The sequence below is a fragment of the Caloranaerobacter azorensis DSM 13643 genome (assembly GCF_900129995.1).
Classification (GTDB): domain Bacteria; phylum Bacillota; class Clostridia; order Tissierellales; family Thermohalobacteraceae; genus Caloranaerobacter; species Caloranaerobacter azorensis.
On sequence record NZ_FQXO01000006.1, the window covers coordinates 1 to 16483 of the forward strand.

A 16483-nucleotide genomic window follows, 5' to 3' on the forward strand; every position below is an offset into this window, starting at 1 on the left:
AGACTGTACTAATGTTTATAATAATAGCATTTAATCTTATGCAATTATATTTCTTTAGGTGTATTAGAGGATTTAGAAAGAAAAGAATGTTGCAGATAGATATTATTGAAGATATAAGAGATGAAAGATTTACTATAGAAGCTGATTGGATAAATCCAATATTTGAAAAAACATAATTTAAAATAAAACTGGAAATTGATTATTAAAATTTCTTGGGGTAGGGGGAGGTGTAACTATTTTTAAGACCTATCGGTCTACAGGCTTCCCAGTTATTCAAGTAAATGTTAAAAAATAAAATTTTAGTAAAAACAAATTTTTTACTGGAAATTTGATGCGAAATCTCTGTTAAGATGAAATGGAAATTGACTATTATATTTTATTAGTTTATAATTTATAATTAGCTTAAACTTTGGGAGACTAAATTTAACTATATAAATTTTTTATATAGTCAAGAATTTGGTAGAAAAGGGGAATTAAGTTGATAAAGACTAATGAGAACAAGTTGAAACTATATGGCTTTAATAACCTAACAAAATCATTAAGTTTTAATATTTATGATATATGTTATACTAAAACAGAAGAAGATAGAAAAAGATATATTGAGTACATTGATGAACAGTATAATTCTGAAAGGTTAACCAAAATATTAACAACTGTTACAGATATTATAGGAGCTCATGTTTTAAATATTGCGAAGCAGGATTATGATCCACAAGGTGCAAGTGTTACACTATTGATTTCTGAAGAAGAAGTACCATTATACGTACTAGACCCATCCTGCAATAGAGGGATATTGACTCCTATAAGAGAGAACATAGTAGGACATCTAGATAAGAGTCATATAACGGTTCATACTTATCCAGAAACACATCCAGAAAATAATATAAGTACATTTAGAGTTGATATTGATGTTTCTACTTGCGGCCAAATTTCTCCTTTAAAAGCTTTAAATTATTTAATCGACAGCTTTGATTCTGATATTATAACTATAGATTACAGAGTTAGAGGCTTTACTAGAGATGTAGATGGCAGAAAACATTTTATAGACCATGATATTAACTCAATCCAAAATTTTATATCAAAAGAGACAATAGCTAGATATAACCTAATAGATATGAATATTTATCAATCTAATATATTCCATACTAAAATGAAAATAAAAGATTTAAAATTAGAAAACTATCTATTTGAGATAAGTGAAGAGGATTTAACACAACAAGAAAGAGAAGAAATTATTCAAAAGTTAAGTAAAGAAATGACAGAAATATTTTATGGAATAAATGTTCCTAATGTTTAAATGTAAGAACTCAGTCGATTGGCTGAGTTTCTATTTTTATGATTAGAGATAAAGTAAATCATTTTATCAATGAATTTTATATAATATTATTATAATAAGGACAATATAATAGAAAGGAGATGAAGTTATGGATAAAAATGTATCCTTTGTCATCGAAAAAAGAGTCGAGAGAACTATTCAGAATTTAGAAAAAAATAATATGCATGGTTATTTTGTTCAAAATGAAAAGGAAGCTATTGAAAAAATTAAGGAATTAATAAAAGAGGGAGATACAGTAGCGGTTGGAGGTTCTATGACTTTATTTGAAGTAGGAGTTATAGATTTTTTAAGAAATGGGAAGTATAATTTTCTTGACAGATACAGAGAAGGATTGACTAGTGAAGATATTAAAGAATTATATAGAAAAAGTTTTTCAGCAGATGTATATTTTACTAGCAGTAATGCAATAACAGAAGAAGGAGAGCTCTATAATGTAGATGGCAGAGGGAATAGAGTAGCTGCAATGATATATGGGCCAGATAAGGTGATAGTAGTTGTTGGAGTAAATAAAATAGTAAAAAGTATAGATGAAGCAATAGAGAGAAATAGACAGTTGGCAGCGCCGGCTAATACTAAAAGATTAAACAAAAAAACTCCTTGTGCTGAAGTTGGATATTGTATGAATTGTACGAGTCCAGATAGGATTTGCAATCAGTATGTATTGATAAAAAGGCAGATGCAGAAAGGCAGAATTCACGTTATAATAGTAAACAAAAATTTAGGATATTAATTATTATTTTTAGAATAAAATCGATAGAAAGTTTAAGAAATTTATGTTATATTTATATACATATATTAATTTCTCTTGAAAAATACAATAGGAGAAAGGTCTGATAAAATGGATAAGAAAAATACATCATCAAATTTTATAAAAAATATCATTATTAAAGATTTGGAGTCAGGTAAGTACAAAGAAATAGTTACCCGATTTCCTCCAGAACCTAATGGATACCTACATATTGGTCATGCAAAGTCAATCTGTTTAAATTTCGATTTAGCCGATGAATTTAATGGTAAAACTTATCTTCGCTTTGATGATACTAACCCATTGAAAGAAGACATTGAATATGTTGAATCTATTAAAGAAGATGTCAAATGGTTAGGATATGAATGGGATGGATTGTATTTTGCGTCAGATTATTTTGAAGAAATGTACAGACGTGCAGTATTACTGATAAAAAAAGGAAAAGCATATGTTTGTGATTTATCTCCAGAAGAGATAAAAGAGTATCGTGGGACATTAACAGAGCCTGGGAAAGAAAGTCCTTATAGAAACAGATCTGTAGAGGAAAATTTAGATTTGTTTGAACGAATGAGAAAAGGTGAATTTAAAGAGGGAGAAAAAGTTTTAAGAGCAAAAATTGATATGGCTTCACCAAATTTGAACATGAGAGATCCTGTTATATATCGTATATCGCATTCTAAACATCATAATACAGGTGATAAGTGGTGTATATATCCTATGTATGATTTTGCACATCCTATCGAAGATGCAATAGAAGGAGTTACACATTCAATCTGTACTTTAGAATTTGAAGATCACAGGCCGTTATACGAATGGGTTATTAGAGAATGTGAAATGGAAAATCAGCCTAAGCAGATTGAATTTGCAAGACTTAATTTAACTAATACAGTTATGAGTAAGAGAAAATTAAAGCAATTAGTCGATGAGAAATATGTTGATGGCTGGGATGACCCACGTATGCCGACTATTTCAGGACTAAGAAGAAGAGGATATACTAAAGAAGCAATACGCAATTTTGTAAGAGCAGTTGGCGTAGCTAAAAGTAATAGTGTAGTAGATTATAGAATGTTAGAACATTTTATAAGAGAAGATTTAAAATTAAAAGCCCCGAGAACTATGGCTGTATTAAGACCGTTAAAGGTGATAATTACAAATTATCCAGAAGGGCAAGTTGAAATGCTAGAGGCGGATAATAACCCTGAAAATCCAGAAATGGGTAAAAGGCTTATCCCATTTTCTAGAGAAATATATATCGAGCAGGAAGATTTTATGGAAAATCCACCTAAAAAATATTTTAGATTATTTCCAGGAAATGAAGTTAGATTAAAACATGCTTATTTTATTAAGTGCAATGAAGTTATAAAAGACGAAAATGGGAATATAATTGAATTGCATTGTACTTATGACCCCGAAACGAAAAGTGGAACGGGATTTACAGGTAGAAAAGTAAAAGGTACAATTCATTGGGTGGATGCTAAACATGCTATACCGGCTGAATTCAGATTATATGATTATTTAATATTAGATGAAGATGAAGACGAAGGAAAATCATTCCTTGATAAAGTAAATCCTAATTCACTAGAAATTTTACAAGGATTTGTTGAGCCGAACATGAAAGATGTTAAGCCTTATGATAGATTCCAATTCTTTAGACATGGGTATTTTAGTGTAGATCCTAAATATACTACAAAAGACAAATTAGTATTTAACAGAATTGTATCTTTAAAAAGTTCATTTAAATTAAAATAGAAGGCTGTTGTTTTAAGCAACAGTCTTTTATTTATGTAGTAAATTCGGTATAGAGAATTAAAACGTTTCCAACTAGCGTATGTCAATAAAAGTGGTATCAATAGTTTTTTCAGTAGTTGTTTTAGCGAAAATTGAATCTGGGATATTGTTTGCATCAGGATTAATTGCTGGAGAGAATTTAAATCCTTATTGAAGAAAATTTGATTTAGCGGTATGATTTAGAAGAGGGGATATTTTAATGTCCTCTCTTAAACTTATTAAAGATAGAGGTGTGGCTATGTTTAAAAAAATTAAAAAAAGTGTGAATTTTTTGGAATTAGTTCCCCGAAAAAATAATACATTAAAATGGGAAGTTGATGATGAAGGGCTAGTTCAAATTATTATCCCTAGAAATGGAATATTAGACAGAATAGTGAGAGTATTTTTTAAGACGCCAGAGGTGATGAGGATAGATTTAGATCCGATTGGAAGTTGCGTTTGGAAGGCAATAGACGGGCAGAGGAATATACAGGACATAGCTAACATATTAAAGGAAGAATTTGGGGACAAAGCAGAACCTCTCTACGAAAGATTAGGGACTTATATGAATATTTTAAGAAATAATAAATTTATTACATTAGAGAAAAGGTAAGTGATTGGTATGATAAGTTTTATTTTAAAAGTATTATTACTTGCTATAGCATTTACATTTATATATGCTTGGGGATATGTTAAACAGCAGAGGAAAAATGAGGAGCTATTAAATGCTTTGTATAAAAAAGCCGAAGCTAAAATACTAAAAGAACTTAGAAAACGGGAATTTTTAACTAAAAAAGATATTGAAAATCTCATTAAAGGGACAAAAGCATCTTTATTTTGGAGCAGAAGCAAAGTGCAAGTTGTCGATGCTAAATTAGTAGCTAAAGATTTGATAACGAAAATGACAAATGAAGGGCTTATTGTAGAGATGTCTAACAGTAAGCCTAAAAAATATAAATTAAAGTAAAGGAGATGCTTGTAATGGTTAATGTTTTATCAGGATTTGAGCCTAAAGCTGTATTTAAATTTTTCGAGGAATTAACCAGAATTCCTAGAGGATCAGGCAATGAAAAACAAGTTAGTGATTACTTAGTGAAATTTGCAAAAGATAACAGACTAGAAGTTATACAAGAAGAATGTTTAAATGTAATCATTAAAAAACCAGGAACAAAAGGATACGAAAATGCACCAACTGTTATACTTCAAGGGCATATGGATATGGTTTGTGTAAAAGATGAAGATTTAGAATTTGATTTTACAAAAGATCCTATTCCATTGGTAGTAGATGGAGATATGATAAGGACAAAGGGGACAACTCTTGGAGCAGATAATGGTATTGCAGTAGCTATGATTATGGCTATTCTAGAGTCGAAAGATTTGCCACATCCACCTCTTGTTGCATTGTTTACAGTTTCAGAAGAAACTGGAATGGATGGAGTATTAAATCTAAACCCTGAGAACGTTTCTGGAGATATTTTAATAAATATTGATTCTGAAGAAGAAGGTACTATACTTGCATCATGTGCAGGTGGAGTGGACAATATTATTCATCTGCCAGTAGAATGGAATGAAGCCGATAATAGTAAAATAGGATATGAGATATCTATTAAAGGTCTAATAGGCGGACATTCAGGGATGGAAATTGATAAAAATAGAGCGAATGCAATAAAACTATTAGGAAGATTATTAGAAGCTCTTGATAGAGAAATAAATATTGATATAGCGAACGTTAGTGGTGGAGAGAAAAAGAATGCAATTGCAAAAATGTCTAAAGCAGTTGTAATGATTAATAAAGAAGATGAAGAAAGATTTAAACATATAGTAGATGAATACCAAAAAATATTCTCAAATGAATATAAAACAGCCGATCCTAATATTAGTATTAAGTTAGAAAGAGTTGATGGGATACAAAGAGTGTTTGGTTTAAAGACTAAAAAAGGGTTGATAAGTATTCTAAGATTAATACCTAATGGGGTTCAAACAATGAGTGCCGATATAAAAGGGCTAGTTGAAAGCTCTAATAATATTGGAGTTCTTACAACTAAAGAAGAAGAAATAGTATTCGACAGTGCGGTAAGAAGTTCAGTTAGAAGTTTGAAAAAGGAGATTAATGACAGGATTCAAAATATATGTGATTTAGTTGGTGCGAAAATGGAATTAGTGTCCGACTATCCTGAATGGGAGTTTAAAGCAGAATCTCCTATTAGAGATTTGATGGTTGAAGTTTATAAAGATATGTTTGGAAAAGAAGCAAAGGTAGATGCTATTCATGCTGGATTAGAATGTGGATTTTTTAAAGAAAAAATTGGTGATATAGATATGGTTTCTATTGGACCGAATATCTATGATGTTCATACTCCAAACGAACATATAAGCATTTCTTCAACAAAAAGAGTATTCGAGTTTTTGTGTGAGGTATTAAAGAGGATAAAATAATATGAAATGTTATTTTGTTTTTATACTTCGGGTATAAAGCCCGAAGTTTTTTCTGTTTATTCATATAAAATTAGTGTCTTATTAAATTGCAGATAATTTTAAATACAGTTTATACCATTTATTTTAATAAAATATCCTAAAGTTTATTAAAAAAATTTTTTTTGAAATGTATAAATATTCTTTTTCAGATGCAGTAGAAAATAAAAATATATTATGAATGCTGTAAATTAGATAAATTATTATCGTACAATGATGTATTTATTGAATACTAATAATTTAATATAATATTTATACATTTATGAATATTAAAATGAAAAAATATAAAAATATAAAAAAAGACCTTATTTGACAAAAAAATTAACAGTATATATACTTAAAGTGTAGATAGTAACCACTATTGTGGTGGAGAAATAAATGGGAGGTTATATAATGGCAATGGAAAACGTTTTACACGTATATTCAGAAATTGGCAGATTGAAGAAAGTTCTATTACACAGACCAGGGAAAGAAATAGAAAATTTAACTCCTGATTTAATGGACAGATTATTGTTTGATGATATTCCATATTTAGAAATTGCCAGACAAGAGCATGATGCTTTTGCTCAAACACTTAGGAATAATGGAGTGGAAGTAGTTTATCTTGAAGATTTAGTTGCTGAATCGCTTACAGATAATGATATTAAGACAGAATTTATAGATGAATTTATTAAAGAAGCAAATATTAAAAGTAAAAAGAAAAGAGAACTCGTAAAAGAGTATTTGTTAGGTTTTTCTACCAATAGAGAAATGGTAGACAAAATGATGGAAGGAATTAGAAAAGAGGAAATTAAAGATTATAAGAAGATTTCTTTAGTAGATATGATAGAATCTGATTATCCTTTCATAGTTGATCCAATGCCAAATCTATACTTTACTAGAGACCCATTTGCTACAATCGGTTCAGGCATTTCATTAAATCATATGCGGACAGTAACAAGAAATAGAGAAACATTGTTTTCAAAATATATTTTCAAATACCATCCAATGTTTAAAGGGGTTGAAATACCATTCTGGTATGATAGAGACGAAAATACTTCCATGGAAGGTGGAGATCAGCTCATCCTCAGTGATAAAGTACTTGCCGTAGGAATTTCCGAAAGAACAGAAGCTGCTTCAGTTGAAAAATTAGCAAGAAGAATTTTCAATAATAATGAAAAATTTGAAGTGATATTGGCTTTCGATATACCAAAGAAAAGAGCTTTCATGCACTTGGATACTGTGTTTACTATGATTGATTATGATAAGTTTACAATACATCCTGAAATAGAAGGTCCGCTCACTGTGTATTCACTAAGAAAAGGGGAAGAAAAACATAAGCTAATAATTGAAAAAGAGACAATGGAATTAAGTGATATACTAAAGAAATATTTGAATTTAGATAAAGTTACATTAATTCGATGTGGAAATGGAAATAAAATAGATGCAGGTAGAGAACAATGGAATGATGGTTCTAATACATTAGCTATTGCACCAGGGGAAGTAGTAGTTTATTCCAGAAATCATGTTACAAATAAATTGTTAGAAGAACATGGTATAAAACTTCATGTTATTCCATCTTCAGAACTTTCTCGTGGACGTGGAGGTCCAAGATGTATGTCGATGCCATTAATTAGAGAAGATATTAATTGGTAGTTAAAATAGTCAAGTTTTTAATTAAAGTTTGACTATTTAGTTAAAATATTTTTTAGAAAAAATAAAATATAAATATTAAGGGAGGAATTAAAATGCCAGTTAATTTAAGAGGAAGACATTTATTAACATTAAAGGATTTTACTCCACAAGAAATTAAATACTTATTAGACTTAGCTGTGGATTTAAAAAGGAAAAAAAGAGCAGGAATTAAGGGTAATTTACTTGAGGGGAAAAATATAGTTTTATTATTTGAAAAAACTTCAACAAGAACAAGATGTGCATTTGAAGTTGCAGCATATGATGAAGGAGCAAATGTTACATTCCTATCAAATAGTCAAATGGGTAAAAAGGAATCTATAGAAGATACAGCTAAAGTTTTAGGAAGATTTTATGACGGTATAGAATTTAGAGGGTTTAAGCAAGAAACTGTAGAAGAAATAGCTAAACATGCAGGAGTACCTGTGTGGAATGGTCTTACTGATTTATACCATCCAACTCAAATACTTGCAGATTTTATGACTATTATGGAGCATGTGAATAAGCCGCTTAATAAAGTTAAGCTTGTATTTGTTGGAGATGCAAGAAATAATATGGGTAATTCATTAATGATAGGAGCTGCTAAAATGGGAATGCATTTTGTAGCAGTTGCTCCAAAAGAATTATTCCCATCAGAAGAATTAGTAAACGAGATGAGAGAATTAGCTAAAGAAACAGGGGCAACTATCGAATTAACTGAAAATATAGATGAAGGAGTTAAAGGAGCAGATGTAATCTACACAGATGTTTGGGTATCAATGGGTGAAGAAGACAAATTTGAAGAGAGAATTAATTTATTAAAACCATATCAAGTTAACATGGAAATGATTAATAAAACAGGAAATCCAGATGTAATTTTCATGCACTGTCTGCCTTCATTCCACGATACAAATACAACTATTGGTAAAGATATATATGAAAAATTTGGATTAAAAGAGATGGAAGTAACAGATGAAGTTTTCAGAAGTAAACATTCGGTAGTATTTGATGAAGCAGAAAATAGAATGCATACAATTAAAGCAGTAATGGTTGCAACTATTGGAAATCTTTAAAAATAACAGGGGCTAGTCCCCTGTTAACTAAACTAGAAGAGGAGGAGTAAGTATGAAGAGAAAAATTGTTGTTGCTTTAGGAGGAAATGCTCTTGGGAAAACACCAAAAGAACAATTAGAATTAGTAAAAAATACAGCAAAACCTATAGTTGATTTAATAGAAAGTGGAAATGAAGTTATTATTGCTCATGGTAATGGACCACAGGTTGGTATGATAAATTTAGCTATGGAAAACGCTTCCAAGATGGAAGGCAGTACTACTCCAGAAATGCCTTTCCCAGAATGTGGAGCAATGAGTCAGGGATATATAGGATATCATCTTCAAAATGCAATAAGAGAGGAACTTTTAAATAGAGGACTAAATATTCCGGTAGCTACAGTTATAACACAGGTTATTGTAGACAAGGACGACCCTGCATTTGATAATCCAACAAAGCCAATAGGTGCATTTTATACTGAAGAAGAGGCTAAAAAATTAGCAGAAGAAAAGGGATATATAATGAAAGAAGATGCAGGCAGAGGGTTCAGAAGAGTGGTGCCATCTCCAATTCCAGTAGATGTTGCTGAAAAAGAAGTAGTTAAAACTCTAGTTGATAATGGGCATGTTGTAATAACAGTTGGAGGCGGTGGAATACCAGTTGTAAAAGAAGGAAATAGCCTAATTGGGGTTCCAGCAGTTATAGATAAAGACTTTGCGAGTGAAAAAATAGCAGAAATATTAGATGCTGATTATTTAATAATCCTTACAGCAGTAGAAAAGGTTGCAATAAACTTTGGTAAGGAAAACGAAGAATGGCTCGACAAGTTAACAGTTAAACAGGCTGAAAAATATATCGAAGAAGGCCATTTTGCACCGGGTTCAATGTTGCCAAAAGTACAGGCGGCAATAAAGTTTGCTAAATCTAAAGAAGGGAGAAAAGCTCTAATTACTTCTCTAGAAAAGGCTAATGAAGGAATAGAAGGAAAAACTGGTACATTGATAATTAATGAGTAGTGTAGAAGGGATTATATTAAATGGATAAGGAAAAGATAATAGAGAAATTGATGGAGATAGGCATAAATAAATATGAAGCCAAAGCCTATATAGCACTTTTAAATAAACCCGATATAACGGCTTATGAATTAAGCAAGTTATCTGGTGTTCCGCAGGCTAAAATTTATGAAACTATGTCTAAACTTTTAGATAAAAATCTTGTAAATATTATTAGTGATAATCCTATCAAGTATGTAGCTGTAGATTTAGAGGGTTTTCTAGATTCATATAAGAGAAAAGTTAATAGTACGGTGAAATATCTAAAAAATAGCTTAAAGAAAATGGATTCTAAAAATAAGATTTCGTATATGCTGCATTTAGAAGGAATAGAAAACATAAAAAATAAGATTAAAAGAGTTTTAGCTAAAACAAATGAATTTTTATACTTGGAAATATGGAATGTGGACTATGAGTATTTTAAAGATGAATTAAAACTTCTAGAGCAAAGGGGTGTAGAGATAGTAACTGTACTTTATGGTAATGTTAGTGAAGAAATAGGTGAAATTTATTATCATGAAATGGAAGAAATGGAATCTTATGCGCTTAAACATGGCCGATGGTTTACATTAGTATCAGATGGGGAAGAATCTTTATTTGCCATGTTTAATGAGGATAAATCACAGGCTATATGGACAGCAAACAAGGCTTTTATGCTGATGGCAGAGTCGTTTATAGTTCATGATATTTACCTTGCAGAAATATATAAAGAATATAGAGAGGAATTAGATAAAAAGTTTGGACCTAATTTAAAAAGGATAAGACAAAAAATGCACATATAATTCTGAATTTTAGATATTTTGAAAATATGCGCAAGAAAAATTTCAGAAACGAGGAGGAATACAAATGAAAAAATTTAGAATGCCAACAGCATATACCATTTTATTTGCAATTATAATAGCTGTAGCAATATTAACATGGATTGTACCAGCAGGACAGTATGATTATGTCAATCCTAATGCTGCAAAGAAAGAGCCGATTCCTGGCACTTATCATACTGTCGATAGAAATCCACAAGGCTTCAAAGAAGTAGTAATGGCTCCTATTGAAGGATTTTATGATGCAGTTGATGTAGCTTTATTTGTTATAGTAATAGGTGGATTTTTAGGAGTTGTTATGAAAACAGGTGCTGTAGATGCAGGAATAGCTAAAATAACAAGAGACTTAAAAGGTAAGGAAAAATGGATGATTCCAATTCTAATGATATTTTTTGGATTAGGTGGAACAAGTTATGGTATGGCAGAGGAAACTATAGCCTTCTATCCATTACTGCTCCCTGTATTTATAGCAGCAGGATACGATTCTGTAACGGCTATATCAGTTATAATGTTGGGAGCAGGTGTAGGAGTACTTGGTTCTACTGTAAACCCATTTGCGACAGGAATAGCATCAGGATTTGCAGGAATTTCGTTAGGAGAAGGTATTGGGTTAAGATTATTAATATTAATAGTAGGTGAGTTGGCAACAATTTTATTTGTTATGAGATATGCAGAAAAAGTAAAAAAAGACCCGACAAAATCTATTGTATATGATATGTGGGAAGATAATAAAAAGTATTTTTTATCAAAGAGTTCGGAAAACGAATTCCCAGAATTAACTGGCAAGAGAAAGTTTATATTAGGTTTATTTGCTTTAAGCTTTATAATTATGGTATTTGGAGTTATTCCTTTTGAAGATATGGGAATTACGGCTATTCCGACTTTGGGATGGTGGTTTGGTGAATTAACTGCACTATTTTTAGTATCCGCAATTATTATCGGATTAGTTGCTGGTATGGGTGAAAAAGAACTTGTATCTGCATTCGTAGAAGGTGCACGTGATTTATTAAGTGTTGCATTAATAATTGGGGTATCTCGCGGTATTACTGTTATAATGAATGCAGGAAATATTACAGATACTGTGCTTAATCTAGGAGAAAAGACTCTATCACAAACAGGTTCTGTACCATTTGCTATTTTGACATATTTATTCTATATACCATTGTCCTTCTTAATTCCATCGACATCAGGGTTAGCAACATTATCAATGCCTATTATGGCACCGTTGGGAGATTTTGCAGGAGTTGCAAGACATATAGTGATAACTGCTTACCAATCTGCATCTGGTATTGTTAATTTAATTACTCCTACTAGTGCTGTTGTTATGGGTGGTTTAGCTATAGGTAGATTATCTTATGACAAATGGCTAAAATTCACATGGAAACTTTTGGTTATATTAATGATAATAATTATTGCTGCATTAAGTTTAGGAGTAGTAATGAGTTAATTTATATTTGAGTAATATGCCTTCTGGATAAAACGATCCAGAAGGTATTTTTTTCGTAAAACAATTGCAAACAATAAAATAATCAATACAAAGCTAATTTATCCAGTGATGAAAAATGTAGAAAAATGTCGGTAAAAAATAACATCAATGGTATTGAAGACCTTATTATATTTTATTATAATAATAACATATAATTAGACCTTTTGATTATGATTGTAAGTATTATGAGAGGTTTTCAATAGGAGGATTATTATGTTGAAGAACAATTTAAAAGCATTGTTATATCATTTTTTAATAATAATAATAAATTTTTGTTTAACAATACCTCTTTTCATCATAGCAAAGCATATTAAAGAAGTATATTTTTTAATATTATTCGGTTTATTGGGGTTATTTTCTGTATTTTTATATATTTTTGCAGGTTCAAAGTTAAATATAGAAAATCATCCCAAATATGATTTTTTATCTGTATCTATTCTAGTTATTATAAATGTAGTATTAATGCTGACTATATATGTAGTTTCAGACGGTAAGGTACTTCTGGAAGATGAAAGATATGATTTTTATTGGGGGCCTATTGGCTTTTTTAATTATCCGTTCCAATTTTCGCTTTTACAGATATATTTGCCGTATTTGATTAAAAACCTATTAATTAGATTTTTAATAATGATATTGCTACCGTCTTTATTTATGTTTATTGGAATTAAGCTAAAAAGAAGGCGTAGTTTGGTTTAATTTTTGTAATATAAATAAACCTCTCATATGTAAGCATATGAGAGGTTTTTGAGTGTGCTGGGCATGCGTAACAACTAGGTGGTGAAAGTTTACTTAGAGGGTTGACCGTGCCAACTACTAGCCAGACGATAGAAGAAATTTCTTCTATCGTTTTAAAAAAAGAGGGGATTAAGTTCTAAGAGATAATTAATTATTAAATTTATAACTTTAGGAGGTTTCTTAGTGCTATGTTTATATATATCTGATACGTTTTTAAAAAATAAAATGAATATTTTATATCCTAGATAAACTCCAATAAAATTTGCTATAGCATCATTTATATTTATATTTCTGAAAGTAAAACCTTGTACAAAAGTTAATAATGCTTGACAAGCTTCTATTCCTAAACCAGTAATTAATCCTATAATAAGGATTTTTTTTGTATTAAGTTTTTTTACTAAGCAAGGTAATAAGACCCCTAAAGGTATTGTCATTATTATATTTAATATAAAATCTATTTTATCTAGTTTATTAAATGGTATTAAATTTGTATTATTTTTCAAACTTTCAAATATAGTAAATTCTTCTTGTGTAATAGTTGCAATAGAACTATTAATATGTATTGGAAATATAGTATAATTTAATAAATTTATAAAATATATGAAGAAAATTGTTAAGAAGAAATATTTTATATATTTTCTGTTTTTTATATACATTATGTCATAAATAATGTAAATAATAAATGGAATTATTAAAATTAATACGGTATATAAATCAATATCAATTACCATTAAAAAAACCTCCTCAAGTTATATGGTATTGTCAGAGATTTTAATATAATCCTTGACTTAATTGATTAATTCTACTTAAAAAGTATATCAAATTTTTACCATTTATTAAAGTACGTACTTCAATTGTCATATAGTAGGTGTAATATAAACATAGAAGGGAGATAGCATAAATGGGAAAAGACTATTGCCTTATATGTGGCATTATCTTATAAATGAGTATTATTTTTCCATATGCGGATGTGGATTAGGAGAACCATTAGAAGATTTTAAAGCTGCAAAGATAAGCAAAGACGAATTAGTAAGGAAAGGAATAGATCCAATTTTTATAGAAATAGCATTAATTTGAACCTCTCATATGTAAGCATATGAGAGGTTTTTTGATATAATATCAATTAGAGATTAACTAAATAGGGGAGATTAGGATGAAAAAGAGATGCGGTTGGGTAAATGATGATCCAATATATATAAAATATCATGATGAAGAATGGGGAATACCTATCCATGACGATAAAAAGCTGTTTGAATTTTTAGTACTAGAAATATTTCAAGCAGGTCTTAGTTGGATTACAATACTCAAAAAAAGAGAGAATTTTAGGAAGGCGTTTGATAATTTTGACCCTGTAAAAATATCAAAATATGATGAAGATAAAATTAAAGAGCTAATGGAGAATAAGGGAATTATTAGGAATAGAAAGAAAATTGAAGCTGTGATTAATAATGCTAAGGCTTTTCTAGAGATTCAGCAAGAATTTGGAAGTTTTGATAAATATTTATGGCAGTTTGTTGATAATAGACCGATAGTGAATTCATGGGCAGATGATTCATTAGTGCCTTCTAAAACAAAATTGTCTGATAAGATAAGCACGGACATGAAGAAAAGAGGTTTTATCTTTTTCGGTCCTACAATTTGTTATGCTTATATGCAAGCAGTGGGAATGGTAAATGACCATATTATAGGTTGTTTTAAATATAAGTCGTAATAAATTTATAAAAAGTTTAAAAATTTTTTATTTTTTAACATATTCATTGACAATTTTAAATTAGTTTAATAAAATGTGAGTGGAATGGAATACGGAGCTCTATGGTGCTTATGGGGAAGGCATAAGCTTAAAAGGGAAGTTCGGTGAAAGTCCGACGCGGTCCCGCCACTGTAACGGGGAACACAGTTACAAGAATGCCACTGTTTCTTTTGACAGAAATGGGAAGGCGGTAACTGTGTAATGACTCGAAGCCAGGAGACCTGCCATAGGGAACAATACCGTTTTTACCCACGAGGATGGGGAGGTATTATGAGTAGTATAGGCCGGTTTATGCTATTTTAGGGGCGGTTGTTTATTGCCATAATACACCTTATTCCCAAGTGGGAATAGGGTGTTTTTTCATTTGAAAGGGGAGATAAAATGAATTTAGATGTTGCAAAGTTTATAACTAATCCTTTTGTGTTAATGTTTGCTTCAGTATTTTTAGGGCAATTATTAGGCAGAATCAATTTTGGGAGATTTAAACTCGGCAGTTCTGGAGGATTGTTTACTGGGCTTATAATAGGATGGGTTATATACAAAAATTATGCACTGCCGTATAAAGGTTTGGAACAAATGCCGGCATATGCCAAAACAATATTAAAACAAGGAGTGATTTCAAGAGATTTTTTCTTGTTTACTCTTATATTGTTTGTAGCGGCCGTGGGGCTTTTGGCTTCAAAAGATTTGGACAAGGTATTGAAGAAATATGGGATTAAGTTTATAATTTTAGGAATTATTATTACGTTTACAGGTGCATTTGTTACTTATATTATGACTCTGATAAGTAAAGGACAAAATCTATTTGCCATCTCTGGGGTCTATACAGGTGCTTTAACAAGTTCTCCAGGGTTGGCTGCTGCGCTTGAATCTGTTTCTATTTATGGCAAGGAAGCAGAAAGTATGGTTGGATTTGGATATGCAATCGGCTATATACCAGGAGTTCTCATCGTTATTTTGGCTATGCAATTTATGCCATTAATCTTTGGAATAGATATAAACAAAGAAAAAGAGGAATTCTTTAAAGAAATGTATTCATCTAAAGAGGATAATGTTAAATACGAAGAAGTACAATTCGATTTAATAGCATTTGTCTTTGTATGTCTATTTGGTATATTCATTGGGAAATTAAAAATATATTTAGGGCCTACAATAAACTATTTTAGTTTAGGTACGACAGGAGGAGTTCTAATATCGTCTCTATTGCTTGGATATATAGGCAGAATAGGTTTTTTAAATTTTAGAATGAATAGTAAGGTATTGGGTGTAATACGTGAATTAGCACTTTCTTTTTTCCTAACTATAGTTGGGTTAAGATACGGATATTCTGCTTTAACATCACTTACAGGATCAGGGCTGTATTTAGCATTAGTAGCATTAATTTGTGGTTTTTCTTCAATATTTGTAGGCTTTATTATAGGAAGATATGTATTCAAAATAAATTGGATTGTTCTAGCAGGAGCTCTTTGTGGAGGGATGACGAGTACTCCGGGATTAGGAGCTGCTATAGATGCTACAGATTGTGATGATGTAGCTGCAGGATATGGAGCAACTTATCCATTTGCGCTTTTAGGCATGATTGTCTTTACTATCATGCTATATAAACTTCCAATATAATTTT

Annotated in this window: 16 protein-coding genes and 1 riboswitch; of the genes, 15 read left to right on the top strand and 1 reads right to left on the bottom strand. The window is 30.4% G+C overall.

Annotated features, from left to right (window positions below; all coding sequences use genetic code 11):
- Window positions 1–478: 478 nt before the first annotated feature.
- From speD to BUB51_RS00825, 12 genes are all read left to right on the top strand, one after another.
- A complete protein-coding gene (gene speD, locus BUB51_RS00770) occupies window positions 479–1297 on the top strand; it encodes an adenosylmethionine decarboxylase (protein ID WP_073194639.1) in 819 nt (272 codons plus the stop codon).
- A 127-nt stretch (window positions 1298–1424) separates the two neighbouring features.
- Window positions 1425–2066, top strand: a complete 642-nt coding sequence (locus tag BUB51_RS00775; protein ID WP_035161625.1) for a lactate utilization protein — start codon at window positions 1425–1427, stop codon at window positions 2064–2066.
- 108 nt (window positions 2067–2174) lie between these two features.
- Window positions 2175–3830 (top strand): glutamine--tRNA ligase/YqeY domain fusion protein, encoded by a 1656-nt coding sequence (locus BUB51_RS00780; protein ID WP_073194641.1) that lies wholly within the window; start codon window positions 2175–2177, stop codon window positions 3828–3830.
- Window positions 3831–4068: 238 nt separating this feature from the next.
- On the top strand, window positions 4069–4461 hold the full coding sequence (locus BUB51_RS00785) for a PqqD family protein (RefSeq protein ID WP_242945529.1): 393 nt from the start codon (window positions 4069–4071) through the stop codon (window positions 4459–4461).
- Window positions 4462–4470: 9 nt separating this feature from the next.
- Window positions 4471–4815 carry a hypothetical protein gene (locus tag BUB51_RS00790; protein WP_143153528.1) on the top strand — a complete coding sequence of 115 codons (345 nt, stop codon included), beginning with the start codon at window positions 4471–4473 and terminating at the stop codon, window positions 4813–4815.
- A gap of 14 nt (window positions 4816–4829) precedes the next feature.
- Window positions 4830–6284: an aminoacyl-histidine dipeptidase gene (locus BUB51_RS00795; RefSeq protein ID WP_073194645.1), complete on the top strand. Its 1455-nt coding sequence runs from the start codon at window positions 4830–4832 to the stop codon at window positions 6282–6284.
- Between the two features lie 435 nt (window positions 6285–6719).
- Complete coding sequence (arcA, locus tag BUB51_RS00800) at window positions 6720–7955, top strand: arginine deiminase (protein ID WP_200791866.1); 1236 nt, start codon at window positions 6720–6722, stop codon at window positions 7953–7955.
- A 92-nt stretch (window positions 7956–8047) separates the two neighbouring features.
- Window positions 8048–9043 (top strand): ornithine carbamoyltransferase, encoded by a 996-nt coding sequence (argF, locus tag BUB51_RS00805; RefSeq protein WP_073194648.1) that lies wholly within the window; start codon window positions 8048–8050, stop codon window positions 9041–9043.
- A gap of 52 nt (window positions 9044–9095) precedes the next feature.
- The gene (gene arcC, locus BUB51_RS00810; RefSeq protein ID WP_073194651.1) at window positions 9096–10037 is read left to right on the top strand and encodes a carbamate kinase; all 942 of its coding nucleotides are present in this window, start codon (window positions 9096–9098) and stop codon (window positions 10035–10037) included.
- Window positions 10038–10057: 20 nt separating this feature from the next.
- Window positions 10058–10855, top strand: a complete 798-nt coding sequence (locus tag BUB51_RS00815) for a TrmB family transcriptional regulator (RefSeq protein ID WP_073194654.1) — start codon at window positions 10058–10060, stop codon at window positions 10853–10855.
- A 64-nt stretch (window positions 10856–10919) separates the two neighbouring features.
- On the top strand, window positions 10920–12338 hold the full coding sequence (locus tag BUB51_RS00820) for a YfcC family protein (protein ID WP_073194656.1): 1419 nt from the start codon (window positions 10920–10922) through the stop codon (window positions 12336–12338).
- Between the two features lie 252 nt (window positions 12339–12590).
- Window positions 12591–13073, top strand: coding sequence for a hypothetical protein (locus BUB51_RS00825; protein WP_073194659.1), 483 nt, complete (start codon window positions 12591–12593; stop codon window positions 13071–13073).
- 152 nt (window positions 13074–13225) lie between these two features.
- On the opposite strand, the gene BUB51_RS00830 is transcribed toward BUB51_RS00825, so the two are convergent.
- Window positions 13226–13843 (bottom strand): VanZ family protein, encoded by a 618-nt coding sequence (locus tag BUB51_RS00830; protein WP_073194661.1) that lies wholly within the window; start codon window positions 13841–13843, stop codon window positions 13226–13228.
- A gap of 184 nt (window positions 13844–14027) precedes the next feature.
- On the opposite strand from BUB51_RS00830, the gene BUB51_RS12955 reads away from it, so the two are divergent.
- From BUB51_RS12955 to BUB51_RS00840, 3 genes are all read left to right on the top strand, one after another.
- Window positions 14028–14189, top strand: a complete 162-nt coding sequence (locus BUB51_RS12955; RefSeq protein WP_159430365.1) for a hypothetical protein — start codon at window positions 14028–14030, stop codon at window positions 14187–14189.
- A 76-nt stretch (window positions 14190–14265) separates the two neighbouring features.
- Window positions 14266–14823: a DNA-3-methyladenine glycosylase I gene (locus tag BUB51_RS00835; RefSeq protein ID WP_073194664.1), complete on the top strand. Its 558-nt coding sequence runs from the start codon at window positions 14266–14268 to the stop codon at window positions 14821–14823.
- A gap of 85 nt (window positions 14824–14908) precedes the next feature.
- Window positions 14909–15105, top strand: a riboswitch (cobalamin riboswitch).
- Between the two features lie 138 nt (window positions 15106–15243).
- Window positions 15244–16479, top strand: coding sequence for an aspartate-alanine antiporter-like transporter (locus tag BUB51_RS00840; protein ID WP_073194666.1), 1236 nt, complete (start codon window positions 15244–15246; stop codon window positions 16477–16479).
- Window positions 16480–16483: the final 4 nt, after the last annotated feature.